This window comes from Floridaenema flaviceps BLCC-F50, assembly GCF_041929275.2.
GTDB classification, from domain to species: Bacteria; Cyanobacteriota; Cyanobacteriia; order Cyanobacteriales; family Aerosakkonemataceae; genus Floridanema; species Floridanema flaviceps.
In genome coordinates, this window is record NZ_JBHFNR020000001.1 from 722,636 (window position 1) to 747,031 (window position 24,396).

Consider the following 24,396-nt stretch of genomic DNA (forward strand, 5'->3'; position numbering starts at 1 on the left):
TTTGGTTAGTGAGGTAAAGGAAAGAACAATGGAACTCAAAGCAATCCCAGTGGAAATTCCTGAAGGAAGTAACATCATTATTGGTCACAGCCATTTTATTAAAACAGTGGAAGATTTGTATGAAATTATGGTGGGGACTTCGCCACAGGTTAAATTTGGTATTGCTTTTTGTGAAGCCTCTGGGCCATGCTTAATTAGAGTAGCGGGAAACGAAAAAACATTGGAAGAAACTGCTACCAAAAATGCACAGGATATTGCTGCTGGACACAGTTTTGTGATTCTTTTAAAAGAAGCTTTTCCGATCAATTTTTTAAATGCAATTAAACAGTGTCAGGAAGTTTGCACCATTTATTGTGCTACAGCAAATCCTGTGCAAGTAATTATTGCTGAAACAGAACAAGGACGAGGAATTTTAGGGGTTGTTGATGGCTTTTCACCAAAAGGTGTGGAAAGTGCAGATGATGTGAAAGCGAGGAAGGAATTTTTGCGAAAGATTGGGTATAAGTTGTAATTTGTGATTGGTTATTAGATGAATAATTTTACAGCAGAATTAGAATTTGCTACCCATATTATTAAAGAAGCTTCTCGCTTATATATAAAAGTACGAGAAGCGCCAGCAAATGTCTATCAAAAAGGTGAATTCGATCAGGTAACTTCTACAGATTATGCAATTGAGAAATTTCTAGTTGATGAGTTATTAAAGGAATTTCCCAACGATCGGATTATTTCGGAAGAAACACATATAGCCGAAATTACTGATGAGAGAACTTGGGTAATCGATCCTTTGGATGGAACTAGTAATTATGCGAGAAAAATTCCGATTTACGGGATTCAAATGGCGCTGTTAATTAATAAAAAACCTGTGGTAGCGGCAATTTATTTACCGGAACTTGAGGAGATGTATTCTGCTGCGATCGATCGGGGGAGTTATTTGAATGGTGAGAGAATTTATGTTAGTTCTAGTAAGGATTTGAGTCAGGCGATCGCTAGTATGGGAGATTTTAGTAAGGGAAGCGATCGCGTTTCTAAAAACCGGGAGAGGTTGGGGGGAGTTTGTGCGATCGCTAATCACATAAATAGACTAAAAATGTGGGGTGCTGCTTGTTATGATTTAGCTTCTCTCGCCTCTGGAAAAACCGATATTTACTTGGTTTATTCCTACGATATTTGGGATATTATGCCAGGGTATTTAATCGCCAAAGAAGCGGGTGCAGTATTTCAACAATTGACAGGTGAAGCTTTTGATTATACTGCTACCACTTTGATTGGTGCGGCTAATATTAAATTGTTGAATGAGTTATTAGATCTAATTAATTACCGTGAATTTCCATATAACTCAACAACCAATTAGCCGCTGTTGCTCTCCTAGCTTGTTCAGGACTAAATTCCCCAACTTTATAACCTTTAAAACCCAACTTTTCTTTTAATAATTGTTTGTTTTCTTGGGGAATAGAACGAGTTAATTTAACTGTTGGAGGACGACAACCGATAAAATCTGGAGGTTCGGGATATTCGCTTTTCCACTCATCAGCGACGGCGGAGTTATCCCATTTTCCGGTTGCTTCGTTGTAGCGGTATCCTAAGTAATACCAAAGTAATTGGTTAACTGTTTGGGTGTCAATTTCTTCGTTGATAATTGACCAAATTGTGTCGGTGTTTAATGGTGGGAGGTTGGACATTTTTTTAGAACGCAGATAATCGTAGATGGACGCAGATTGTTTTTTTAGATAAGTAGGTAGATCTAAATAAAGTGAAAACTAAGGCGGGCAAGATGCCCACCCCACAAGAAAGCTATAACTCTTGTGGGGTGGGCATCCTGCCCGCCCCATCCATAAATAACTATTATCACTTTATTTATTTACACCTACTTATAGTTTGTTTAGACGAATTCGCCTTTGGCTATCATAATGGATTTTCCGCCGACAAATACTTCAATTCCTGTGGCGCTTCTTTGGGATTTTAGCAGTAGTAAAGAAGGTCTACCAATTTCATAACCTTGTTCAACTCTTACGTCAACTGGTTTTTCACCAAAATAATTATACTCTACTAAATACCCAGCTAAACAACCATTTGCGCTACCCGTTGCTGGGTCTTCTGGTACACCCATATAATCAGCGAACATTCTCACGCTCAAATCATTTTCCAGCTTATTTGTTTCAGGACAAAACACTAAAATTGCCTTGGCGTTTGTCTTATCCACCAACTCGAAATATTTATCTTTATTGACCTTAATTCGTTTCAAAGCAACGTGATTTTTCAAAGGTACAATAATAAAAGGTACACCCGTTGACACTTCTTCGATCGGATACCGAGAATCAATTTCCTCAACTTCTAAATTCAACACAGGTGCAAGCTGATTTGGCGAAAAACCCTGACCAAAAGTAGGAGTTTTCTGCTGCATCCACAACCATTCCACCTCATCATCCTTATAATTCAATGTAACCGGAATTTGTCCCACCTTTAAATTTAAAACCACCCTTTCCACCGAACTTTTAATGATTTCCTGCTGTAAAATAAAAGCAGTTCCCAAAGTTGGATGACCAGCAAAAGGTAACTCTTGTCCCGGCGTAAAAATTCTGACATTGTAACCACCATTTATCGCCTCATTAGAAGTAATAAAAGTAGTTTCCGAAAAATTCATCTCCTTAGCAATCTTCTGCATTTCCCCATCAGAAAGACGCGCCACCCCATCCCCAGTAAAAACAGCCAACTGATTACCAGCGTACCTTTCCTCAGCAAACACATCAACAATATAAAACCGCAACATCACACCCCCTTTCTTCCTCTTCTTTCTCTTCTTCCTCTTCTCTTCGTGTCCTTCGTGTCTTACGTGCTACGCACACGCTACGCGAACGTGGTTCAAAAAAAAGATACCGCAAAAAACAAATAACCTAATAAAACCCCTCCTAATTCTCCTTTTTCTCCTCTTCTCTTTGCGTCCTTCGCGTCTTTGCGGTTCAAAAAAAACCTATCGCAAACAACGAATAGCCTCCAACAAACCCCGCGCCTTATTCAAAGTTTCCTCATATTCCTTTTCCGGGACAGAATCAGCAACTAAACCTGCACCAGCTTGCACAGAAACCGAATGCTTACAATTTCCCTCACTACGAACAACCATAGTTCTGATTGCGATCGCACTATTCAGCTGACCCTCAAAATCATAATAACCATAAACCCCAGAATAAGGCCCTCGACGACAACCTTCCAACTCAAAAATAATTTCCATAGCGCGAATTTTCGGCGCACCACTAACAGTTCCCGCCGGAAAACAAGCCTTCAACAAATCCCAAGCCGTCTTGTTATTCCCCAACTTTCCAATCACATTACTAACGATGTGCATCACATGAGAATAACGCTCAATTACCATCAACTCATCAACAGTAACCGTCCCACTTCTACAAACCCTACCTAAATCATTCCTTCCCAAATCAACCAACATAACGTGCTCGGCGACTTCCTTGGGATCTTGCAACAACTCTTCACCCAAAGCCACATCTTCCGCAACAGTTTTACCCCGTTTTCTTGTCCCTGCAATTGGTCTTAAAGTCGCCACCAACTCACCTTCCGCGTCAAGTTCCGCCTTCACCATAACTTCAGGACTCGACCCAATAATTTGCCAATCGCCAAAGTTAAAATAAGCCATATAAGGCGAAGGATTAATTAACCTTAAAGACCGATAAAGCGCAAAAGTATCGCCAGAATATTCTGCCGTTAATCGTTGGGAAAGTACTACTTGAAAAATATCCCCAGCTTTAATGTAATCCTTCGCTTTTTGCACATTCGCACAGAAATCTGCTTGGGAAATATTGCTAGTATAAGTAATTTCTCCCGCACCAGTTCCCGGAGGTTTCCAAGCAATTAAAGTGCTTTGCTGAGATAAGGGAGATTGTAACTTATTGACTAGCTGGGAAACGCGATCGCAAGCCTGTTGATAAGCCTTTTCTAAATTTACATTAGCATCTCGTAAATCGGCGTATGCGATCGCCCAAATCTTCCGTTTCACCTGATCGAAAATCAACAGATTATCCACCTGCATAAACAACCCATCAGGCAAATCCGTTTCTGATGCAGGATGAACTGGAACGCGAGGTTCAATCCACTTAATTAACTCATATCCCCAAAAACCAAACAACCCACCAATTCCCGGAGGTAGCTGCGGTAATTTTACCGGACGAACTTGTTTTAAACAATAAGTTAAAGCTTGAAAAGGATCGCCTTCAAAAACTACACTCGTCCCATCCCGATAAGTTTGCGTAGTTTTTTCTCCCCTCGCCTCCAAAATCCACAAAGGATCGCAACCTAACAAACTATAGCGACCAATATTTTCGCCACCTTCCACAGATTCCAACAAAAAACTGTAACTTTGTCCCGCACAAACGCGATACCAAGCTGAAACCGGAGTATCTAAATCAGCCACCCATTCTTGATAAACAGGGACAAAATTACCTTGTTTAGCTAATTCGGAAAACTGTTGAAAATCTGGAAATATCATAACTTTTGAACAACTCTATAATTTTACCTTTTTGATGGTAAACCATCTCGACAACCAGAAGCCTTAAATTTTTGTACCATTGTGGCAATATCTGGTCTATTCATTCTCGCCCGATTCATAAATTCACTTGTTGTGAGAGTAATTCTCGGATTCATATAAGGAGGTGTGACAAAGATATCGGCTTGATTATTTCTCACAGTAGCTATTGCTAAATAATCTCCCTCTTTAATAATACTTTCATTCTGCTCGGTGCGGATTTGTTCATTAACTACATTGCCGAAATATAATTCAACTTCTCCTAACCCCTCGTAAATTATACAAACCTGACCTTTAGTATTTCTCGGATAGATGAGCAAACTTTCCTCATATCCTGACCAATATCCTAAAAAAGGTGCGACAATTGGATCGACTTTTGCCCATGCCCAAACCAAAGAAGCGTGACGTTGCTTATCAGTTGAAGTGTGAGAACCTCCTAACTGATTATTATTTTCTATGGTGCGAATTTGTCCGCGCAACTTCTCCCGCAATCTGACTAATTCTGTAGGTGTTGGGTATCTTTCCGAAAAGGTTTGGGCGAAAGCTTGTAAGTAAAAGACTTTGAAAATAATGATACTTAAACCCAAGCCTATTAATATTTTAGCGATCGTCAAATTTTTCTTAATTTTCACGACCAAATCACCAATTAGGACTAAAGTCCTTACAACAAACAATAATGCTAATAACTCAAGCCTCGGAAAGAAATTCCCCTCCGAGACTTGAGTAATTTAAGGGTAATGGACTATTGCCAATTTATTTTGGACATTCAGCACAGAAATTTTCTGCGAGATTCTTGGTTTTTGAGGTTTATTAACCTAATTCCCAAGCATTTACCAGATTAAAAACCTGGAGGTTATCCGTTTGTCCTCCGGTACCTTTTCCTAAAACAGTTTTGCTTAACTAAGCGTTGTAAGTAGCAGTACCGCTAAACTTGAGTTTTGCAGGTTCGGGGTTTTGACCGATGCTGCGGTCTTTCTTGCCATTGTAAGGACGACCTGCGTTTACCTTTTCAGGGAACACGCCATCCGCAGGATGCAAGTATTCGATTTCGCCGTTGGGGAAAACGCGGTAAATCTTGTAATTGTTGATTTTAAATTTAGCGCGGAGTTGCTGACCGCCCAAAGCGATACATTGTTCCTTGCGGGCTAAATATAGCAAGTTGTCGCCTTGACGCATTACAGCAGCGCCACCAGTCGGCATTTCAAATACCTGTTCCTTGGGGCTAGTCCAAGTAATAGCGTACTTTTCTTCGGTTTCTGCTTTGCTCAGTAAGCCGCCTGTGCTGCCACCGAACAGAGGCGCTTGTCCTTTAAGCTCTTCTGTCATAGGTTCCTTTCTGAACGTTTTAGGGAATCCTATCACTCACTCAGCGCTAGTATTACTACTCTGATAAGAACTGTAACAGTTCTTTAGGGTTTGGTCGGGGACTGGGGGGCAGAGGGGCAGAGGGGCAGAGGGGCAGAGGGGCAGGGGGGCAGGGGGGCAGGGGGGCAGAGGGGAAGGGGAGACAAGGGGACAAGGGGACAAGGGGAATGGGGGAAAATAATTTAACTAACTATCTGTTCAACTCTCCGTACCTCCCCACCTCCCTACCTCCCTACCTCCCCACCTCTTCTTCCCTTCTGCCTTCTGCCTTCTGCCTTCTGCCTTCTAATTTGATTCTGCGATCGGCACCGTAAAATGAAACTGACAGCCTCGATCCTTGCCAGCAGATTCAGCCCAAATTCTACCGCCCCAAGCGGTGACGATTTGACGGCAAATTGCTAGTCCTAAGCCTGTACCGCCTGTGGTGCGCCGCAATGCGCCTTCTTCTTGGTAAAAGCGATCGAACACTCTCTCCAATCTATTCGGTTCAATCCCTCTTCCCGTATCCGCTACAGTCACTTCCAGCATTTGATTGCCGTTAGTTTTCGCTTGAATCGTCACTTCTCCTTGGGGAGAGGTAAATTTACAGGCATTATCTAGCAGTTTATTGAGTACCTCCACTAACCATTCTCCGTCTGCTTGCACTAAGGGCAACTCAGGCGATACTTGGGCGGTGATTTGTGGTAATTCTTCCTTGGTACTTCGCACTCTCGTACTGCTGAGGGCTAAGTCTACGCATTCTTGGACTTGTAAGGCTTCGGGATGCCATTCTACTCGACCGCTTTCTAATTGGGAAAGGGTGAGAAAGTCTTGAATTAATTTCCGCATTCTTTCCCCGTCAGATAATGCTGTGTTCAACATGATCTGTCGCAGTTCGGGTGGCATATCTGGTTCGCTGGCTAAACTTTCCAGGCAAACTTGAATTGTAGATAATGGAGTTCGCAGTTCATGTCCGGTAATGGCAATTAAGTTGCTGCGAGTGCGTTCTAATGCTTCTAGTTGTTCGTTGAGGTCTTCTAGGTTAGCGTAAGCTTCGGCTTGAATTAAGGCAACTCCCAGTTGAGATGCGATCGCTTCTGTTAACTCTAGCGCCTCTTCTTCCCACTCATGCGGTACTGTGCCGCAATGGTGTAACTCCAACATCCCCAACAATCTACCCTTATCCCATACTGGCACTAATAACCAAGAAATAATCCCAAAGCGTTGCACCACATTTTGCAATACCAACGAATTTTGCACCCGCCCATCTGTCTGCGTATTAGCTACATAAACTCGTTCCTGCTTCGTTACTACTTCCTGAAACAAAGGATTATCTTGTAACGGCCAATTTACTCCCCCCAACGAACAAACTCCATGACTCAAAAATTCATGGTGATTTGTGGCAAATTTATCTGTCTGTTTACAGCGGTAAATCAAACACCGACAAACCTGCATTGCTTGTCCTAATTCTTCTGCGGCTTTTGAAAGAATTTCATGAGTGTTCAGTGATTGCCGAATTGCCGCTGTAATTGAATTGACTAAACGTTCTTTACGTTCCTGTACAGTAATTGACTTATAAGCTTTCAATAATTTATATTGACCCGCTTGCAGATAGGTAACTAAACGCTGCACGAAAGGATCGGGATTAGAAATCGGACATTCAGCTAATTCATTGATCTTTTGTTCCGCTGCTTTAACAAGTAAAAACTGTTTCTGTGCCCGCTTAATTTTACTTTTTAACTCCGGTCGGTAAGCTAAAATCCGCTTGAGTAGTATTTCCGCAGCTTTTTTGGTCACTTGGCGATCGAATGTCCAAATCCCTTCAAATCTGCGGGAAGTATCTATATCTACTAAATTTTCTTCAGATTCCGGCAATGCTGACTCTGGGCATTCATGACAGACAAGACAGCTGGCGTACTGTTGTCCAATCACTACCAAATGCCATTCCTGCGCTAAGCTGTCCTCTGGGTCAAAAGCTACCATCTCGTACTTATCGTAACCACTAGTAAAACTAGTTTCTGGTGCCGCTAGTACGTAGATTTGATCGCTTTTTTGGGCGATTTTCAGATAACGGTGCGCTTCTTGACGGTAAAAGCGTTCTTGCTGAAAACTCGCAATTACTAAAGGTGCCTCTGAACTCGCCAAAACTTGGTCTTCCATTGCGTGCGAAAGCGCCGTTAAGGAAGACTTAAAGTACATTTGAGGCCGCAAATCGGGTTGTTCTTGCAGCAAATCTGCCAGCACAGAATTGTTTATTATCATGGATTTCTTCGATCGAATCCCGGCAAAGTCCATGTCACAGCAGCAAAGTCAGTTCCTTCCGATCGCCCAAATCGTCTCCACCTAAAGATGCTTTCAGATTTTAACCCAAAAGAAATTTTGGCTGGCACAATTTTCCCGATCGCTAACTGACTTCATTTCTATTTTGAGCCAGAAGCGCTTTCCTGTGAAGTTGACAAGCCGGAATAAAACTTGCTATCTTATATGTAGTCGTAATGAGTATGACTTGATTCCAGACAAACCATCTGGTAGATGGCAAGGAGCAGCAAGCCCTAGTTAAGTGAAGTTAAATATTCTTGCTTTTATTGAAGAGCATCTTGACAAATAAGGAAGAATAGTATGGTGAAAATAGTTGGCATTGGCGGTAGTTTGCGAGAAGACTCCTACAGTCAGTTAGCGCTAGAATTAGCCGCCCAAAGAATCGAAGCTTTAGGCGCAGAAGTAGAAATTCTGGACTTACGAGAAATGCAATTACCATTTTGCAATGGAGAAGATGAATACCCAGACTATCCTGATGTAGAAAAGTTGCGAAATGCAGTGCAACAAGCGGACGGTTTAATATTAGCAACACCGGAATATCATGGCAGTGTTAGCGGTGTGATGAAAAACGCCTTAGATTTGATGAGTTTCGACCAACTCAGTGACAAAGTAACTGGTTTAATTAGTGTTCTGGGTGGTCAATCAAATAGTAATGCCTTGAATGATTTAAGGGTGATAATGCGTTGGGTTCATGCTTGGGTGATTCCCGAACAAATTGCGATCGGACAAGCATGGAAAGCGTTTACTAAAGATGGCAAAATTGTCGATGAAAAACTCTCTAAACGCTTCGACGAATTCGCCCAAAGCTTAGTCCAAAACACCCAAAAATTACGAAAAGCCGCCTAAATGTAGGGTGCGTTACGCTGCGCTAACGCACCATTTCTGCTAAATAGCGCAGCGTAACGCACCATTTCTGCTAAATAGCGCAGCGTAACGCACCATTTCTGCTAAATATGGTGAGATGGTGCGTTACGCTATCGCTAACGCACCCTACGAATTTTTAATGATGATGGTGGTGGTGATGATCATCATGATGGTGATGATGATGATCGTGATCGTGGTGGTGATGGTGATGAGTAGCGGAATGCAAATTCACCGCTAATGCTTGTTCAGATAACAAAGCTTCAATTTGGGGATTTGCCCATTCTGCTGCCATTTGCAAAAACTCTGGATGGTCGTTGACACAAGCCATTTGAACAAAGTTAACATCTGAGTTTTGACTTTGTAAACCATGAATAATATGATCTACATCCAGTAGAGTTTCGTGGTTTTCAGTAGCAAAACCAATGGGCATAAATACGATCGCCTTAGCACCCAAATCAATTAAGTTTTTCGCTGCTACAGTCGCATTCGGTTGTGTCCATTCAATTAACGGCGTGTCATGATTTAACCAACCCACAGAAATTAAAGGATAGCGGTTAATCAATTTTTCCCGCACTAGTTCATAAAGTGCTTCACTTTCCATAATTCCAGAAGTGAAACCTTTAGCTTTGTGGGGACAACCGTGATTCATTAATACAATGCCAATTTGAGAAGGCAAGTAAGAATTTGCTAATTCTTGAGCAATCTTTTCTTCTACTAATTGAGCCATCAAATCAATGTAAGCTGGCTCATTGTAGAAAGAGGGAATGTAACGCTGTCCTTTTACCCAATGTTCGTCGCTATCTGCTAATTTTGCCAGAGCTTTGTTAACTTGCTCAACGGCAATGCCACTGGTAAAGATAGAATCAACAACTAACAAAGGATAAATCAGGATTTTATCAAAACCTTCCTCTTTAATTTGCGCGATTACTTGTTCGGGTAAAAAGGGAGCGCAAAAGTTAAAAGCTTTAAAAACTTTGATTTTGTCGCCCCATTTTTCTTGTAAATTCTTTTCAATTCCGGCTCTTTGTTGTTCAAAAATTGAGTTGTGGGGGGAAATGAAATGATCGTGTTGATGTCCCCATTCATGGCGATCGAATATTGCCAAAATTTTTGCTAATGGTGGATAAATCCAGGTTGGCACCGGAGCAAACTTAGCCGTAAGTAAATTTAACGCTTGTTCGTTGTAGTTAGCGAAGTCTTCGTAACTTTCGACTTCACCATAACCCATCAGTAATACAGCAACCCGATCGTTGGCATTTGACTGTAGAGATGATGCGTGCAGCTTTTCCGGGGTAGCAACCATGTTGGATTCCTCTAGAAAATAATGTCTAAGCTAGAGTGCGATTCTCGGTGATGCCTTTTCCTGCGGCTAATATCCCTACAAAGCGCCACTCATTCCTCTAGGTTAGCATCCCCTCCCCCAGGATAGGATGCTGATATCTTAATTACTTATTAAGGAAGAGAGGGTAGGAAGTTTTGAGTTTTGAGTTAAGAAGAGAGTTTTGAGTAATGGACTTTTCTGGCTCCCCTGCTCCCCTGCTCCCCTGCTCCTCTGCTCCTCTGCTCCCCTGCTCCCCTGCTCCCCTGCTCCCCTGCTCCTCTGCTCCCCTGCTTAACTGGCGACAATTACGCGATCGCGCCCCTGCGCCTTAGCTTGATACAAAGCTGAGTCAGCTGCTTGAATTACCATGTCACCTGTTATGCCATGTTGGGGGAAAATTCCTACTCCTAAAGAGAGTGTAATAGTGCCTAATTGTTGATTACGGCTGTGTAAATTTAAATGCTTAATTCCTTCGCGAATTTGTTCGGCTCTTTGTAGGGTAACGCTTAAATCAGCTTCTGGCAAAATTATTAGTAATTCCTCTCCGCCAAAGCGACAAGCAATATCTGAACCCCGAATATTTTTCTTAATAAAAATTCCTAATTCTCGGAGTACTGTATCTCCAGCATCATGACCAAAAGTATCATTAAATCGTTTAAAGTGATCGATATCTAACATAATAATGCCCACAGTTTGTTGCTTGCGTTCGGCACGACTAACTTCTCGTTCTAGGGATTCTTCCAAATAACGCCGATTAAACAAACCTGTGAGGGAATCGCGAATACTTTGTTGCTGTAAAGCTTCGTGTAATTTTAAGTTAGCCAAGGCTAAAGCAATTTGTTCTGCTACAGTAATCGCTAATTCTCGTTTAGATTGGGTAAAAGCTCCAGTTTCAGTTGCACTTAAATACAAAATTCCTAAAGCTTCTCCTTGTGCCATCATAGGTACACAAAGAGATTCAAAATTTGGTAAATCATGACGGCTATGTTTGCAGTTAATACCTCGACAAGAAGATTCCATTAAATGCGATCGTCCACGTCGTAACCCCCAACATTCATTGGGTGTAAATATCATCTCAGTAGTAGCGTTAGCATCGCCCCAACTAGCAACAGCAGAAACTAATTGTTTGGAGTTGCTCATCACAAATACTGCTCCTGACATATTAGGAAACAGCGGCTTAATTAATTGAGCAAGATTATGATAAGCTTCTTCGGTTGTTAAACAAGCTTGCAAAATATTACTCATTTCACCTAAAAGAACAATCTCTCGATTACGGGCTTCAAGTTCTCTGATCCGACCAGTTAGTTTTTCATTAGTTTTCTGCAAAGTCTCTTCTGAATGCAACCGCTGAGTAATATTCCGTAAAATCAGGGTTAATACTTTGCCTGTGATTAATTCTAATTGAGAGGCAGAAGCTTCTATAGGAAATTCTGTACCATCTTTGTGTTGCCCTAAAATTTGATGATTTTCTATTGGTATTTTATTTAAATAATTAAAATATTCAAATCCATTATTTGCGGGAAAATTTCCTAATGAATTAAAGGGAACTAAGAGATCTATTGGCTTGTGTAAAACTTCCTCTGCCTTGTAGCCAAAAATCTTTTCTGCCCCTTGATTAAATAAAGTGATTTCCCCTTGTTCATCTAGAGAAACAATTGCATCTTTGGCAGTGTCTAAAATTCCTGCCAATCTCACTCCCAGGGTAAATAATGCTTCCTCTGTACCTTTAACAAGAGTAACATCTTTATTAATTTCGATAATTTTTTCTGGTCGATTGTTCGCATCTTTTCTCAATGCCCAACGACTGAAAACTGCTATTTGTGTACCGTTTGATTTGGTATGAATTAATTCTCCTTCCCAGTATCCTTTGTGAAAAAGTTCAGCTTGTATTTCTGATAGAGGTCTGGGAAATTGGGTTTTTAGTAAAATATTATAAGGTTTGGTTAGCGCTTCATTTTTAGAGAGACTATACATTTTTTCTGCACCCTGATTCCAAAAGCTAATTATGTTATTTAAGTCTCGAATCAGAATGGCATCATCAACTAAATCGAGCAGTTCTGCTTGCTCTTGCACAAGTTTTTGGCTACGCTCATTCTCGATAATTTGAATTTCAATTTGTTGATAAGCTTGCCGCAATTCTAGAATAGTCTGAGCCAGTTGCGTTTCTAGTTGGCTTTTGGTTGTTTGCGAGGTGGGTTCTACTTCCCCCTTGGCAAGTAAAGTTTCTTTTACTAATAGCTGTTCATTCAATCCACCAGAATTAAGGGCAATTTTTTCTAATAATTGCAGTTCTTGTGGTTGGTGATTTTGGTCTGGTTCCATTTGATTTACACGGTTACTCTTCACTATTAAAGTTAGTAAACAATAAACTGGGAAATAAAAGTAAAATAAAACCTGGCTTTGCTCATCGACTAAGTTAAAACTAGGTTAATTTTTTATATTTATTAATCAGATACCTATAATGATTACTTTTCAATAAATAATTTTTATAACTACTTAGTTAGGTTTAGTTGATGCTCACTTAAAGCGATCGACTTTAGTTTTTTGGTAATCATTAGATTTATGCAAATCTGGTTAGGTAACTATAATTTAGCAAAAAGGATCAATAGGTTCGTTAAATAAAAGAATAATTTAAGACTTTTACCAAAAATTTTAATTTATTTAGAAAATTTATTAAAAAGTAAGAAAAATTTATTAATTAGCTATTGAATAATATTTGGTTATCTGCTTACTTTTACCCAAGTAAATTTTATTACCTAAGAAACTTTTCTTTATACTAAGGTTGGTAATAGGTAGTGGGTAGTAGGAATCCGATTCTTACTACCTACTATCCACTACCAGCCTCAATCTTATAACCAGCAACTTGAGTTATTAGATAAGTTGATTTTGTTAGCAACTGATGAGCTTAATTATTTGTCCTGGGATTCACGAACCGAAATTAACAGAAAGCTTTCTGACAGGCTTACAACTAAAAGATAACCAAAAACGGCAAGATATCCTGATTTTTCCAATAGAAGATGATCCAGCTTACTCATCTGGGCATATTTTGCAGTTTTTGTGCCAAAATCATTCCCTAACTTCACCGATCGCAATTATTAGCTTCAGCGCTGGTGTGGTGGGAGCAATAGGCGCAGCTTGGGGATGGCAACTTTTAGGCGGCGAAGTCAAAGCTTTCATTGCCTTAGATGGTTGGGGCGTACCTTTAACGGGTAGCTTTCCCATTCATCGACTTAGCCATGATTACTTTACCCATTGGAGTTCGGCTTTGCTAGGGAGTGGCGAGGATAGCTTCTGGGCTGAACCGTCAGTGGAACATTTAGAACTTTGGCGACAACCTCAAACAGTTGTCGGTTGGTGGATACATTCGCCAAACGACAAATCTGAACAGAAAACGCAGACCACAGCCGCCCAATTTTTAGTTATGTTGTTAGAGAGATACAAAACGTAAAAGTTTTAGATACAATTTTATTTAAGGTAAAGTTCCGCAAATTAGATGTAAAAAGTGTAGACAACTCAGAAATTGTTGTGGCAGCATGATACATATTCACAAGCGGATCGGACAATTTTTTCTAAATGGCTTTGCTGGTAAGTATTTTAGGCATTTGCTTCAGCTATAATACTGTTTTATTACCCCCGATCGATTTTAGAAATATTAAAAAGATGGGTATGTTTAGTTTTGCCTAAAAAAATCCGTATAAAAATTGTATGTAGGAACACGAATCAGGAGAGCTAAACATAAAGTATTATGAGATACAAAATTCTCCAGCAATTTATTTGTCGTCTATAGTGAGGTCTAATCCCGTGTCTACTCAAACCGTAACTGCCAAAGAATCCAGTAGTGGGGAGGAAAACTCTGCCCCTCATGCCATACGAGCCACAGGTTCGTTTGCTTTGCTCGATAGTCTCAAACGTCATGGCGTAAAGCATATTTTCGGTTATCCAGGTGGGGCAATTCTACCAATTTATGATGAAGTATATCGTTTTGAAGCAGCAGGCGATATCAAGCATTTCTTGGTGAGACATGAACAGGGTGCTGCTCATGCTGCTGATGGTTATGCGCGGGCAACTGGTAAGGTAGGTGTGTGCTTCGGTACTTCTGGGCCGGGAGCGACTAATCTAGTAACTGGGATTGCTACGGCTTATATGGACTCAATTCCGATCGTAGTAATTACCGGACAAGTACCACGCCCTGCAATTGGTACTGATGCCTTCCAAGAAATTGATATTTATGGAATTACTCTACCAATTGTTAAACATTCTTATGTAGTCCGCGACCCGAAAGACATGGCGAAAATTGTGGCAGAAGCATTCCACATTGCCAGTACAGGTCGTCCGGGGCCAGTTTTAATTGATGTGCCTAAAGATGTAGGATTAGAAGAATTTGATTATGTGCCAGTAGAACCAGGTTCGGTGAAATTGCCCGGTTATCGACCTACATTTAAAGGTAATCCTCGGCAAATTAGCCAAGCAATTAGTTTAATTCGGGAAGCGAATCGACCACTATTATATGTGGGTGGTGGTGCGATCGCAGCCAGCGCCCATTCCGAAATCAAAGATTTGGCTGAATGCTTCCAAATCCCAGTCACTACAACCTTGATGGGTAAGGGCGCTTTCGATGAAAATCACCCCTTGGCATTGGGAATGTTGGGAATGCACGGCACCGCATACGCTAACTTTGCAGTGACAGAATGCGATTTGTTAATCGCTGTGGGTGCGCGTTTTGATGACCGGGTAACAGGGAAATTAGATGAATTTGCCCCCCGTGCTAAAGTAATTCACATTGATATTGACCCAGCAGAAGTGGGCAAAAACCGCGCCCCCGAAGTGCCAATTGTTGGTGATGTGCGCCAAGTTTTGATGGAGTTGTTGCGCCGTTGCCATGAAACTGGCGCTTGTGGAAATACCGACCAAACTAAGGAATGGTTGGAACGCATCAATCGCTGGCAAAATGATTATCCTTTGGTAGTACCCCAATATTCTGATGTACTGTCTCCCCAAGAAGTGGTTGTGGAATTGACACAACAAGCACCTAATGCCTGCTACACCACTGATGTTGGTCAACACCAAATGTGGGCGGCGCAATTCTTGAAAAATGGCCCTCGGAAGTGGATTTCCAGCGCTGGTTTAGGCACAATGGGTTTTGGAATGCCAGCGGCTATGGGTGCTAAGGTGGCGCTGGGTGATGAACAGGTAATTTGTGTTGCCGGAGATGCCAGCATCCAAATGAATATTCAGGAGTTGGGAACTCTCGCTCAGTATGGCATCGATATCAAAACCGTGATTATTAATAACGGTTGGCAAGGAATGGTGCGCCAGTGGCAAGAAACTTTCTATGATGGGCATTATTCGGCATCGAATATGGAATCGGGAATGCCTGACATCGTGAAGTTGGCAGAAGCTTACGGCATAAAAGGGATTGTGGTTCGTAAACGGGAAGAGTTGAAGGATGCGATCGCTCAAATGTTAGCGCACAAAGGTTCTGTGTTGCTAGATGTTCATGTGAAGCGCGATGAAAACTGTTACCCAATGGTAGCTCCTGGTAAGAGCAATGCACAGATGATCGGTTTGCCCGAACGTCCGAAAACCGACCAAGCTGCTGAGTTAATTTACTGCGATCATTGCGGTGCGAAAAATGTTTCAACTAACCATTTCTGTCCAGAATGTGGCACAAAATTGTAAGTTGATTTGCACTAATTAATGTTACTCTAGGGGCGTGAATATTCACGCCTCTTTTTATCAGGCTAGTTGTTCATAGTATGGGTTTTCTATAAGAGATAATTAGTGATGGGACACGATCATAACCACCAACATCATCATCATGAACATACTCATGGTTTAAATAATTACAGTCGCGCTTTTACGATCGGTTTAATTCTGAATCTTGGCTTCGTGTTTATTGAAGCTATTTATGGTTTCTTGGCTCATTCAGTGGCTTTACTTGCTGATGCTGGGCATAATTTAAGCGATGTATTAGGTTTAGTATTAGCTTGGGTTGCGACTATTCTTTCCCAGCGTAAGCCATCACACCGTTATACTTATGGTTGGCGACGTTCTTCCATATTAGCGGCTCTGTTAAATGCGATCTTTTTACTAATAGCTGTAGGCGCAATTTCTTGGGAAGCAATTGGGCGTTTGATCCATCCTAAACCTGTAGCGGGAGGAATAATTATTGCTGTGGCAGCGGTAGGTATTGTAATTAATACGATAACGGCTTTAATGTTTTTGTCTGGGCGAAAGACGGATTTAAATATTCGGGCGGCTTTTCTGCACATGGCAGCTGATGCGCTAGTATCAGTGGGTGTGGTGTTAGCCGGAATTATTATTGTTTTTACTGGCTGGCTGTGGTTAGATCCGGCAATGAGTTTGATAATTAGTGGGGTGATTATTGTCGGAACTTGGGAATTGTTGAAAGATTCTTTTAATTTAGCGATCGATGCTGTACCCACAGGAATTGAACCATTAGCTGTGTTAACTTATTTAAGAGAACGTCCCGGAGTTACCCAAGTTCATGATTTGCACATTTGGGCAATGAGTACGACAGAAACGGCGCTAACTGCTCATTTGGTAATGCCTTCTGGACATCCTGGCGATGCTTTTTTAGCCCAAACTTGTCATGAAATTCACGATCATTTTGGCATTGAACATACAACATTACAAATAGAAACAGGCGATCCAAATCATCCTTGTGTATTGGAACCAGATCATGTAATTTGAAAATGGAGATCCCCCTAAATCCCCCTTACCAAGGGGGACTTAAAATAGGATTTTTTTCTTTTTTGATGTTATATCATGTTTTTGATTTAGCTTGAATCATAGAACCCCACCTTCCCATTTAGATTTAGCCGTTACCTTGCAGGTATTATCTTTCACGTAGCTGATGAGAAATATATCAGTTGAACCATTCTAAGCAGGTAACTGAGAGATAAATTCAGCCAAAGTTTCACAAGTCCAAGCTTGACGGTTTAACCGCTTTAACTCCTCAATTGTTAATCCTTCTAATCTCTGAATTACCTCTGGTGAAACTGAAGTAAAACGGTCTGACAGTGCCTCTAAAATAGAGCTTTTTAAACCTTGTTGTAAACCTTGTTGTAAACCTTGTTGTAAGCCTTGTTGTAATCCTTTTTCGAGGATTTCTTGATAAATGACTGATTCTCTCATAATGTCCTCGCGAAATAGTTGATTAATCAAGTTTTTTTCAAAGCGCAAACCTGCTAAAATACTACTAACAGCTGTTAGCATCCCCCTTTCGTTGACTGTTTCAATTTTAGCTAATTGCTGGGAGACTTGAGTAAGTAACTGTGAGGGGGTTTCTGTGCGGCATAAGGTTGCTAAGGGTAAGAGAGCGGAATTTTGTAATAAGGGTTCGGGATCTTGCTGCCATCCAAGTAGCGAATTCTCTGGGGTAGGTTTCTGATAGGTATTTACAAGCGTTATCAAAAGCCATTTAATTAATTATTTAGCTGGGGCATATATTGATTTTAACTTACAGGTGGTTAGATAATTTTACTATCTGAAGAACTGGAATCAAAAAGGTGCTTTGGCGTAGCCTGCCGTAGACACATCGCTAATCACTAAAGTTTAAGATATAGTTGTAATCAAGCTGTAAAATATTAAAAAAAGGAGCGGATATTCTTCCAACTACAGAACAAGGTTTAACCTGCATTAGGCTATGTCAAGCTTTGACTAATTTTTACCGTTCGATCGAAATATTACGTTTGGATGAGCGGGATGGCTCGATATTCATCTTTGCAGGGGAAGAACTTCAAATCCAAGTTTATCGTGATGGAACATGGGAGTTTTTGATATGAAACCAGATTTTGAAACGATGAGCAAAGCTGAATTACGAAGCTATGTAATGGCTCATAGAGATGATAATGAAGCTTTTTATATGTTGGTTGACCGCTTGAAGGCTGATAATAAAGATGCAGTCAGATATCCATGTCCTAAGACTCCTGAAGATTGGGAAAAAGTTCCGAAATTAATTGAGGAACAGATTAAGAAATTGGAAAAATAAGGTTTTTGATGGGTTGGTGATTAGCGATCGCTCTACATAATATGTACGATCGCTAATAGCCAAAGTTTAAGATATAGTTGTAATAAAATTGATAGCAATTAAAATGAACGATTGGCAAGAAAATATTAGCATCGATCCCAAAATTTGCCATGATATAAAATTGTGTTTTCTAGTAATAACTATGAGGAGGCAAAGTTGTGGTTATTAGAAGATGAGTATGAACCTATAGAAGGTCGGCTTTTAGCTGCTGATTTGTGAGTGGCGATCGCCAGCTGTTTACTGGATAGAACAATGAAAACACAAGTTATTTCTATCGAACCTACATCAAGAAATCTGGGTTTCAATGTTGTAGTGTTAATTGGTACGGAGCAACATGAATTTACTTTAAATGTTGAAAGTGCTACGATTGCCGATCGCCAAATTCAAGGTATCAGAGGAGATGAATATTTTTTACATCTGTTTAGATTTAATCAGAATTTGGGAGTGGAAATCTATAAGCTGGTTTCACAGATGCGCGAGGGAAATAGTTTAAAATTTCCAGTGGAGATTGGTGATTTTTATGCTGAAGAACTGGAGTTAGCTTCTCAGTAATAGGCTCAAAACTCGTTTGGAAAACTGGCTATGACACAATCGGAATTGAACGAAAAGCAACTGGCAGAACTGGGAGAAATGCTGGAACTGGCGAAAGTTACTGAACAGAAAGCTAAAGAACTTTGTGAGATGGGAGAGGCGTTCGCACAAAAGTATGAAAAACGTCTGCGTGAATTTAAAGAAGCTTCGATGAAGTGAAATTGTATAAAAGCGATCGCACATATTTTGGTAATGGTGCGTTGGCGTAGCCTGCTGTAAGCATATCGCAATTAACTAATAGTTTTGCTACAAAATTAGGCTAAAAAACCGTAGTCATTCGCCTTCAATTCAAAGCTTTGGAAAAGAATATGGCTCGTTTTGGTACGATAACTAGAGTCAAAATTAAGAACTAAAAACTTATGGAACCAACCGAAGCACAGTATTTAATAATTAATGCTTTGGAAACCCTTGAATTGCTTGAGTGGAGACTTTATGATGAAGAAACAGGACGTTGGCGAATTCACACTCTAAGTCCTGTTTTACCAATTGCTATCATCTTACCAAACGGTGATATTGTCCCTCCTGAGTGGATATTATAAGTATGAGAGAACCGACGGAACAAGAGAAAAAGCAGTACGCAAGATTGCTAGAATTGACTGCCATAGCAAAACAGCGTTATTTGGATGCTGGGGGAGATCCCAAGCGTTGTCCAAGTGGTTTAAAGGGCGATGACTACATGACTGATGAAGAACGAAAAGAATCGAGAGAATTAGAACGTCAAATTTTTGGTGTTCGGATCATCAATGATGAAGTTCACTGTCAAGGGCGAGTGTGGAAAATAGCAGATATTTCTAGTAAGCAGAAGAGTGAGATTGGATCTTAGAATGAAGTGAGATCGCACATATCTTGGGTAGGGTGCGATCGCTCTTTCCCGTATTATTAAAAATAATTTGCTTACTATGGTAGACCAGTACAAGGTAAAGAGGGAGGTCTTTGTTCGCCAGGTTGGGGAAAATGTAGATTTTCCATAGAACAAAGATTTATTGGACAGGAATTAGTTTCAAATCCGCTAGCTCTTTGACCTCTACACTTAGCATTTGGAGGTATGATAATTGTATTGCCTTGACCCGGACAAGGAGCCCAACGTCCTGATGAATAGAAACAAAGAACCTGTCCAGTATCAGGATTTGTGTATGTTTGTGGAGATTCAACTTGCCCCCAAGGACTACTTTGTGCTAAAAGTCTCAAGCTTTGTTCCCCTGAATTGACTTCTCTTGGATTAGCATTAGTGATTTGAGCAAATCCTAAACTATAGCCAATAAAGCTTAAAGAAGCTGTTATTGCTAATATTGGTGTTGTATTTTTCATGTTTTTAACCTTAGATTTATTCTTTACGTGCCGAGACTGTGTTGATGGGTTAGGCTTCAACAAGTTTAGATACAAAAATTAATCAGATAATGGCTCTATCTGTATTTTTATTTTCTTTTTTTGGTTCAATTTTGTACAGTCGGGAAAAATCGGAAAAAGTAGGGTTATTTATAAAATAAATGTAAAATTAAGTTCTTTTGAGTTGTAAAAGTCGGAGAAAGTAGGAAAAAGTCGGATTATAATAAGCGAAACCCCAAGCATCTATCCGAGCTATGGACATTAAGGAAGTGTTAAAATTTGCAGATGATATAGTTTTTCAGAAAACGGGAAAGCATTTAGACGATTTAGAGCAAGCTATATTGAAAGGTGTTTGGCAAAATGAGAAATACTCGAAAATAGCAGAAGAATTTCATTGTAGCGAAGGTCATATTAAAGATGTTGCATCTGATTTATGGAAAAGAATTTCAGATATCTTAGGTGAAGATGTTAGTAAATCTAATTTACGATCTACTATTGAGAGACAGCGATTCTCTATAGTTTCATCTAATTTCGCTCAAGACTTTGTAGGAATTGGTAACGTCAACTTCTGTCAAAAACCTTTGCAACCTCCAGAAGTTTCACAAGATCGATCGCACCACCCCAAAACCCAAATCTCTCTGGAAGATGCACCTGATATTTCTCCTTTTTTTGGACGGAGTGAAGAACTAAATCAGCTGGAAAAAGCGATCGTACAACAACACTCTCGCCTAGTAACAATATTGGGAATGAGCGGAATTGGTAAAACTGCACTTGCTTTACAATTAATCGAACAAATAAAAGATAAATTTGAATATGTAATTTGGCGCAGCTTACACAGCAAACCATTACTTGAAGAACTGCAAACAAATCTAATTCAATTCCTCTCTAATCAACCAGAAAACGGATTAAAGCTCAACATTAACTTATCACAATTAATCGAATATTTGCGGAAACATCGCTGCTTGATAATATTAGATGATGTGCATTCAATTTTCAGCAAGGGACAATTAGCTGGTTGTTATGAAAACGGTTATGAAAATTACGGCGAATTATTCAAAAGACTAGGAGAATTACATCATCAAAGTTGCTTAGTTCTGCTTAGTTGGGATAAACCGAGAGAAGTTGCTAAATTAGAAGCAGAAAATCGTCAGGTTTGTTGTTTAGAATTGCAGGGTTTAGATTTGCGATCGGCTAAAGAAATACTCAGAGAAAAGAGATTAGTTGAAGAAGAGAAATGGCAAGAGTTAATTGAAAAATACCAAGGTAATCCTTTATGGTTAAAAATAATTGCTACCATGATTCAAGATTTGTTTGGTGGGAGAGTTGGGGAATTTGTTAAATATGATAACCTTTTGTTGAATGAAGATTTAAAGGATGTATTGTTTCAGGAGTGCGATCGTTTATCCGAAATAGAAAAACAGATAATTTGTAGTATTGCTGGAGAAACAGAAGCTATTGCTATTTCTCAAATATTGTCACATTTACAATTACCTGCTTCAGATTTAATTAATGCAATGCAATCTTTGGGAAGGCGTTCATTAATTGCCAAAATCAACCAAGGTAATGAAACACTTTTTAACTTGCAACCTGTAGTTAAACAGTATGTTAAAATGCAGTAGGATAAGAGATAATAACCAAGTGAATAACCTAGCTACTCGTTTCAACTATCTATAAATACAAATATCAGTGGAAATTAACATCCAAAAAGAAGAATTCAGCTACGCCTATGTTTACGCTGTCACTGCTGCTAAAGGTTATTTTTTCCAGAGAACCACTACTCCTTTAGATCAACTGGGTATTGACTTAATCATTACCGGAGTTAGCGTACAAGGAGTGATGGGATTTCCTCAACTTTTCGTGCAATTAAAATGTACATCAAGAGAACTTTTGGACGAAACTTATCTGAAATATCCTCTAAGAATTAAAAACTATGAAGAACTCCGAACACCCAATCAATATCCACCTCTAATTTTAATTGTCGTTGTAGTTCCCGATAATTTAGAAAACTGGTTAAATCAATCAGAAACAGAACTCTGTCTCAGACATTGCGCTTACTGGATTTCCTTAGCTGGTGCTTCACCCACAGCAAATAAAGAAACTGTAACCCTATCTATTCCCAGAGGAAATATTTTCACCGCTAATAAACTTCAACAGTTGATGCAAAGCATTGCTCAGGGAGAAAATTTATGAATGTTACTATAAAAGATATCGCATTTCTCCAATCTATCCAACCCTCACAAATCACTGTTTATCTGCAAAAAAACGGTTGGCATCAACAAAAACAAATTCTCGATAAAGCCACTATTTGGAGAAAGCAAAACACCGCAAGCGAAGCAATAGAAATTGTTTTACCATTGCATCAGGAAACCCCAGGTTTTACTGTTTCTATGAGCATCATACTAGATACTTTAGAAAAAGTCGAAAATCGCTCTCAGCTTGATATTATTAGCGAACTAATTACCAATGCTGTCAATATTACTATTCGGGGAGTTGTCATGCAAATTCAAACTCCCAATGCCGACAAATTAAGTGGTGAAATCACTTTGCTTGGTATAGTCGTCGATAAATTGCGAAAAATTCAAACTGAATTAGCAGATCGTGACTATATCAAAGCTATCAAAGCTTATCAAGAACGTCTTCCCATAATATGTACAGGAGATTTAATTAAAGAAAACGGACATTTCAACCTGAAAAACTCTCGTTATTTTGCTATAGACACTGAGATAGATTAGTGTTTGACTATCTTATGCAATCTTTGGGAAGGCGTTCATTAATTGCCAAAATCAACCAAGGTAATGAAACGCTTTTTAACTTGCAACCTGTGGTAAAACAGTATGTTAAAGTAGGGGTTAATGAAGGATAGTGATTAAGGGCTGAATTGGAGAATTAGGAATGTTAACTACTGCCGAAATTTCCCCAGAATCAAAAGTTTTTACTCTTGAAGATTATATGCTCAATCCGCCTGATAATACAGAATGGGTGGATGGACAATTACTGGAGAAAAATGGAATGACAGCGAAGCATAGTCGAATTCAAGCTAGACTCACTCGGTATTGGGGAAATTACATGAGTTCTAGTAATCAGGGTGGAGAAGTTTACACGGAAGTATCTTGTCGCACAGTGGAAAGAGGGCGTTGTCCTGATGTGGCTTATTTGACACCAGAATTATTAGCACAATATGGGAATAATTTTATAGTCCTACCGCAAAGTTTTCCACTAATTGCTGAGATTATTTCTCCTACTGATAAAGCTGAGGAAGTATTTACTAAAGTCAAAGAGTATTTAGATTCTGGTTGTCAGGAAATATGGTTGGTTTTTCCTGAAAGTCAATGGGTTTTGGTAATTACTAAACAGCAACAAAAATTATTTACTTTAGGTGATACAGTTAGTACTCAAATTATGCTACCAGGCTTTAGTGTGGCGGTTGATGAATTGTTGGCTTAAAAGCATTTCAAATATTTAACTAAAGAAAACTAAAAGAGTTGTTGTTACTCAAATTTATACTATGGATAGAAAAGCGATCGCATCCTCCCCCCAAACTCCCAACCTCTACGAAACAGACTTCTATGCTTGGACGCAGGAACAAGCGAAACTCCTTCAAGAAGGAGTATGGGAAAGTTTAGATATTGTCAATTTAGTTGAGGAAATTGAATCTTTGGGAAAGCAAGTACGTCAGGAATTAAGAAATCGCTTGGGAGTGCTACTCGGTCATTTGTTGAAATGGGAATTTCAGCCTCATAAAAGGTCGAGAAGCTGGTTTTTAACATTGCGGGAACAACGTCGCAGAATTCTCGAACATTTGGATGAAAATCCCAGCTTAAAACCCTATCTTCCCGAAGTGTTGCAAAAAGCATATAAAGATGGACTTGACTTAGCTATACGCGAGACATTTCTCCCTGACGAAGAGTTTCCATCTGAGTGTCCTTACAGTATTGAGCAAATTCTGGATGCTACTTTTTTTCCCGGAGAACCCCTGGAATCGGGTCAAAACTGGGTGGTGGAAAATTAAAATAAGTTCTAGAATTAATACTTAAACTAAATCCCCAGAAA

General features: G+C 39.8%; 28 protein-coding genes. 17 read left to right on the forward strand and 11 right to left on the reverse strand.

All coding sequences use genetic code 11. The features are described from left to right. The first annotated feature begins 28 nt into the window (after positions 1-28). Both ACE1CI_RS03380 and ACE1CI_RS03385 read left to right on the forward strand, forming a co-directional pair. The gene (locus ACE1CI_RS03380) at positions 29-511 is read left to right on the forward strand and encodes an adenosine-specific kinase (RefSeq protein WP_413262325.1); all 483 of its coding nucleotides are present in this window, start codon (positions 29-31) and stop codon (positions 509-511) included. Positions 512-529: 18 nt separating this feature from the next. Beyond that, positions 530-1,351, forward strand: coding sequence for an inositol monophosphatase family protein (locus tag ACE1CI_RS03385; protein WP_413262324.1), 822 nt, complete (start codon positions 530-532; stop codon positions 1,349-1,351). Here the strand turns inward: ACE1CI_RS03385 and ACE1CI_RS03390 are convergent. The 7 genes from ACE1CI_RS03390 to ACE1CI_RS03420 all read right to left on the reverse strand — a co-directional run bounded on the left by ACE1CI_RS03390 (position 1,311) and on the right by ACE1CI_RS03420 (position 8,262). Beyond that, positions 1,311-1,679: a DUF1823 family protein gene (locus ACE1CI_RS03390; RefSeq protein ID WP_413262323.1), complete on the reverse strand. Its 369-nt coding sequence runs from the start codon at positions 1,677-1,679 to the stop codon at positions 1,311-1,313. The two genes, ACE1CI_RS03385 and ACE1CI_RS03390, sit on opposite strands and share 41 nt — an antisense overlap. 200 nt (positions 1,680-1,879) lie before the next feature. Then, entirely contained in the window at positions 1,880-2,767 is an 888-nt protein-coding gene (locus ACE1CI_RS03395) for a PhzF family phenazine biosynthesis protein (RefSeq protein ID WP_459564001.1), read from the reverse strand. 201 nt (positions 2,768-2,968) lie between these two features. Further along, entirely contained in the window at positions 2,969-4,492 is a 1,524-nt protein-coding gene (trpE, locus tag ACE1CI_RS03400) for an anthranilate synthase component I (protein ID WP_413262322.1), read from the reverse strand. A 23-nt stretch (positions 4,493-4,515) separates the two neighbouring features. Continuing rightward, the gene (locus ACE1CI_RS03405) at positions 4,516-5,160 is read right to left on the reverse strand and encodes a hypothetical protein (protein WP_413262321.1); all 645 of its coding nucleotides are present in this window, start codon (positions 5,158-5,160) and stop codon (positions 4,516-4,518) included. 268 nt (positions 5,161-5,428) lie between these two features. Beyond that, positions 5,429-5,854 (reverse strand): photosystem I reaction center subunit II PsaD, encoded by a 426-nt coding sequence (locus ACE1CI_RS03410; protein WP_413262320.1) that lies wholly within the window; start codon positions 5,852-5,854, stop codon positions 5,429-5,431. 324 nt (positions 5,855-6,178) lie between these two features. Next, positions 6,179-8,134 (reverse strand): DICT sensory domain-containing protein, encoded by a 1,956-nt coding sequence (locus tag ACE1CI_RS03415; RefSeq protein WP_413267008.1) that lies wholly within the window; start codon positions 8,132-8,134, stop codon positions 6,179-6,181. Then, positions 8,131-8,262 carry a hypothetical protein gene (locus ACE1CI_RS03420; RefSeq protein ID WP_413267007.1) on the reverse strand — a complete coding sequence of 44 codons (132 nt, stop codon included), beginning with the start codon at positions 8,260-8,262 and terminating at the stop codon, positions 8,131-8,133. Before ACE1CI_RS03420 ends, ACE1CI_RS03415 begins: the two co-directional genes overlap by 4 nt. 229 nt (positions 8,263-8,491) lie before the next feature. Between ACE1CI_RS03420 and ACE1CI_RS03425 the strand changes: the two genes are divergently transcribed. Next, positions 8,492-9,037: an NADPH-dependent FMN reductase gene (locus ACE1CI_RS03425; protein WP_413267006.1), complete on the forward strand. Its 546-nt coding sequence runs from the start codon at positions 8,492-8,494 to the stop codon at positions 9,035-9,037. A 154-nt stretch (positions 9,038-9,191) separates the two neighbouring features. On the opposite strand, the gene ACE1CI_RS03430 is transcribed toward ACE1CI_RS03425, so the two are convergent. After that, positions 9,192-10,358, reverse strand: a complete 1,167-nt coding sequence (locus tag ACE1CI_RS03430) for a ferrochelatase (protein ID WP_413267005.1) — start codon at positions 10,356-10,358, stop codon at positions 9,192-9,194. A gap of 309 nt (positions 10,359-10,667) precedes the next feature. Further along, positions 10,668-12,698, reverse strand: coding sequence for a diguanylate cyclase (locus ACE1CI_RS03435; RefSeq protein WP_496615217.1), 2,031 nt, complete (start codon positions 12,696-12,698; stop codon positions 10,668-10,670). Positions 12,699-13,275: 577 nt separating this feature from the next. Here ACE1CI_RS03435 and ACE1CI_RS03440 point away from each other — a divergent pair. The 3 genes from ACE1CI_RS03440 (at position 13,276) to ACE1CI_RS03450 (ending at position 17,090) form a co-directional block, all read left to right on the forward strand. Further along, positions 13,276-13,824: a hypothetical protein gene (locus tag ACE1CI_RS03440; protein ID WP_413267003.1), complete on the forward strand. Its 549-nt coding sequence runs from the start codon at positions 13,276-13,278 to the stop codon at positions 13,822-13,824. 353 nt (positions 13,825-14,177) lie between these two features. Further along, positions 14,178-16,055, forward strand: a complete 1,878-nt coding sequence (gene ilvB / locus ACE1CI_RS03445) for a biosynthetic-type acetolactate synthase large subunit (protein WP_459564136.1) — start codon at positions 14,178-14,180, stop codon at positions 16,053-16,055. A 105-nt stretch (positions 16,056-16,160) separates the two neighbouring features. Continuing rightward, complete coding sequence (locus ACE1CI_RS03450; protein ID WP_413267002.1) at positions 16,161-17,090, forward strand: cation diffusion facilitator family transporter; 930 nt, start codon at positions 16,161-16,163, stop codon at positions 17,088-17,090. Positions 17,091-17,279: 189 nt separating this feature from the next. Here ACE1CI_RS03450 and ACE1CI_RS03455 read toward each other — a convergent pair whose 3' ends face one another. Beyond that, positions 17,280-17,813, reverse strand: a complete 534-nt coding sequence (locus ACE1CI_RS03455) for an RpnC/YadD family protein (RefSeq protein WP_413267001.1) — start codon at positions 17,811-17,813, stop codon at positions 17,280-17,282. Positions 17,814-18,055: 242 nt separating this feature from the next. Between ACE1CI_RS03455 and ACE1CI_RS03460 the strand changes: the two genes are divergently transcribed. The 6 genes from ACE1CI_RS03460 to ACE1CI_RS03485 all read left to right on the forward strand — a co-directional run bounded on the left by ACE1CI_RS03460 (position 18,056) and on the right by ACE1CI_RS03485 (position 19,843). Continuing rightward, positions 18,056-18,184 (forward strand): DUF6888 family protein, encoded by a 129-nt coding sequence (locus ACE1CI_RS03460; protein ID WP_459564135.1) that lies wholly within the window; start codon positions 18,056-18,058, stop codon positions 18,182-18,184. Beyond that, positions 18,181-18,390, forward strand: a complete 210-nt coding sequence (locus tag ACE1CI_RS03465) for a DUF6887 family protein (RefSeq protein WP_413267000.1) — start codon at positions 18,181-18,183, stop codon at positions 18,388-18,390. Before ACE1CI_RS03460 ends, ACE1CI_RS03465 begins: the two co-directional genes overlap by 4 nt. A gap of 291 nt (positions 18,391-18,681) precedes the next feature. Next, positions 18,682-18,981, forward strand: a complete 300-nt coding sequence (locus tag ACE1CI_RS03470; RefSeq protein ID WP_413266999.1) for a hypothetical protein — start codon at positions 18,682-18,684, stop codon at positions 18,979-18,981. A 30-nt stretch (positions 18,982-19,011) separates the two neighbouring features. Beyond that, the gene (locus ACE1CI_RS03475) at positions 19,012-19,179 is read left to right on the forward strand and encodes a hypothetical protein (RefSeq protein ID WP_413266998.1); all 168 of its coding nucleotides are present in this window, start codon (positions 19,012-19,014) and stop codon (positions 19,177-19,179) included. A gap of 200 nt (positions 19,180-19,379) precedes the next feature. Then, positions 19,380-19,559 (forward strand): hypothetical protein, encoded by a 180-nt coding sequence (locus ACE1CI_RS03480; protein WP_413266997.1) that lies wholly within the window; start codon positions 19,380-19,382, stop codon positions 19,557-19,559. 2 nt (positions 19,560-19,561) lie between these two features. Then, positions 19,562-19,843: a hypothetical protein gene (locus tag ACE1CI_RS03485; protein ID WP_413266996.1), complete on the forward strand. Its 282-nt coding sequence runs from the start codon at positions 19,562-19,564 to the stop codon at positions 19,841-19,843. Between the two features lie 74 nt (positions 19,844-19,917). Here ACE1CI_RS03485 and ACE1CI_RS03490 read toward each other — a convergent pair whose 3' ends face one another. Then, positions 19,918-20,328, reverse strand: a complete 411-nt coding sequence (locus ACE1CI_RS03490; RefSeq protein WP_413266995.1) for a hypothetical protein — start codon at positions 20,326-20,328, stop codon at positions 19,918-19,920. A 272-nt stretch (positions 20,329-20,600) separates the two neighbouring features. Between ACE1CI_RS03490 and ACE1CI_RS03495 the strand changes: the two genes are divergently transcribed. The 5 genes from ACE1CI_RS03495 (at position 20,601) to ACE1CI_RS03515 (ending at position 24,355) form a co-directional block, all read left to right on the forward strand. After that, the gene (locus tag ACE1CI_RS03495; protein ID WP_413266994.1) at positions 20,601-21,965 is read left to right on the forward strand and encodes a helix-turn-helix domain-containing protein; all 1,365 of its coding nucleotides are present in this window, start codon (positions 20,601-20,603) and stop codon (positions 21,963-21,965) included. 67 nt (positions 21,966-22,032) lie between these two features. Further along, positions 22,033-22,536, forward strand: coding sequence for a DUF4365 domain-containing protein (locus tag ACE1CI_RS03500; RefSeq protein ID WP_413266993.1), 504 nt, complete (start codon positions 22,033-22,035; stop codon positions 22,534-22,536). After that, complete coding sequence (locus ACE1CI_RS03505; RefSeq protein WP_413266992.1) at positions 22,533-23,078, forward strand: hypothetical protein; 546 nt, start codon at positions 22,533-22,535, stop codon at positions 23,076-23,078. The genes ACE1CI_RS03500 and ACE1CI_RS03505 overlap by 4 nt, the downstream gene beginning before the upstream one ends. A gap of 160 nt (positions 23,079-23,238) precedes the next feature. After that, entirely contained in the window at positions 23,239-23,790 is a 552-nt protein-coding gene (locus tag ACE1CI_RS03510) for a Uma2 family endonuclease (protein ID WP_413266990.1), read from the forward strand. Between the two features lie 61 nt (positions 23,791-23,851). Then, positions 23,852-24,355: a DUF29 domain-containing protein gene (locus tag ACE1CI_RS03515; RefSeq protein ID WP_413266989.1), complete on the forward strand. Its 504-nt coding sequence runs from the start codon at positions 23,852-23,854 to the stop codon at positions 24,353-24,355. Positions 24,356-24,396 lie beyond the last annotated feature (41 nt).

Bases quoted from the DNA above. Each gene is read 5' to 3' on its own strand.
- ACE1CI_RS03430 (WP_413267005.1), bottom strand. From the start codon at position 10,358: ATGGTTGCTACCCCGGAAAAGCTGCACGCATCATCTCTACAGTCAAAT.
- ACE1CI_RS03410 (WP_413262320.1), bottom strand. From the start codon at position 5,854: ATGACAGAAGAGCTTAAAGGACAAGCGCCTCTGTTCGGTGGCAGCACA.
- ACE1CI_RS03390 (WP_413262323.1), bottom strand. From the start codon at position 1,679: ATGTCCAACCTCCCACCATTAAACACCGACACAATTTGGTCAATTATC.
- ACE1CI_RS03480 (WP_413266997.1), top strand. From the start codon at position 19,380: ATGGAACCAACCGAAGCACAGTATTTAATAATTAATGCTTTGGAAACC.
- ACE1CI_RS03515 (WP_413266989.1), top strand. From the start codon at position 23,852: ATGGATAGAAAAGCGATCGCATCCTCCCCCCAAACTCCCAACCTCTAC.
- ACE1CI_RS03425 (WP_413267006.1), top strand. From the start codon at position 8,492: ATGGTGAAAATAGTTGGCATTGGCGGTAGTTTGCGAGAAGACTCCTAC.
- ACE1CI_RS03385 (WP_413262324.1), top strand. From the start codon at position 530: ATGAATAATTTTACAGCAGAATTAGAATTTGCTACCCATATTATTAAA.
- ACE1CI_RS03495 (WP_413266994.1), top strand. From the start codon at position 20,601: ATGGACATTAAGGAAGTGTTAAAATTTGCAGATGATATAGTTTTTCAG.
- ACE1CI_RS03465 (WP_413267000.1), top strand. From the start codon at position 18,181: ATGAAACCAGATTTTGAAACGATGAGCAAAGCTGAATTACGAAGCTAT.
- ACE1CI_RS03450 (WP_413267002.1), top strand. From the start codon at position 16,161: ATGGGACACGATCATAACCACCAACATCATCATCATGAACATACTCAT.
- ACE1CI_RS03470 (WP_413266999.1), top strand. From the start codon at position 18,682: ATGAAAACACAAGTTATTTCTATCGAACCTACATCAAGAAATCTGGGT.
- ACE1CI_RS03395 (WP_459564001.1), bottom strand. From the start codon at position 2,767: ATGTTGCGGTTTTATATTGTTGATGTGTTTGCTGAGGAAAGGTACGCT.
- ACE1CI_RS03415 (WP_413267008.1), bottom strand. From the start codon at position 8,134: ATGATAATAAACAATTCTGTGCTGGCAGATTTGCTGCAAGAACAACCC.
- ACE1CI_RS03440 (WP_413267003.1), top strand. From the start codon at position 13,276: ATGAGCTTAATTATTTGTCCTGGGATTCACGAACCGAAATTAACAGAA.
- ACE1CI_RS03435 (WP_496615217.1), bottom strand. From the start codon at position 12,698: ATGGAACCAGACCAAAATCACCAACCACAAGAACTGCAATTATTAGAA.
- ACE1CI_RS03490 (WP_413266995.1), bottom strand. From the start codon at position 20,328: ATGAAAAATACAACACCAATATTAGCAATAACAGCTTCTTTAAGCTTT.
- ACE1CI_RS03380 (WP_413262325.1), top strand. From the start codon at position 29: ATGGAACTCAAAGCAATCCCAGTGGAAATTCCTGAAGGAAGTAACATC.
- ACE1CI_RS03485 (WP_413266996.1), top strand. From the start codon at position 19,562: ATGAGAGAACCGACGGAACAAGAGAAAAAGCAGTACGCAAGATTGCTA.
- trpE (WP_413262322.1), bottom strand. From the start codon at position 4,492: ATGATATTTCCAGATTTTCAACAGTTTTCCGAATTAGCTAAACAAGGT.
- ACE1CI_RS03475 (WP_413266998.1), top strand. From the start codon at position 19,012: ATGACACAATCGGAATTGAACGAAAAGCAACTGGCAGAACTGGGAGAA.
- ACE1CI_RS03510 (WP_413266990.1), top strand. From the start codon at position 23,239: ATGTTAACTACTGCCGAAATTTCCCCAGAATCAAAAGTTTTTACTCTT.
- ACE1CI_RS03505 (WP_413266992.1), top strand. From the start codon at position 22,533: ATGAATGTTACTATAAAAGATATCGCATTTCTCCAATCTATCCAACCC.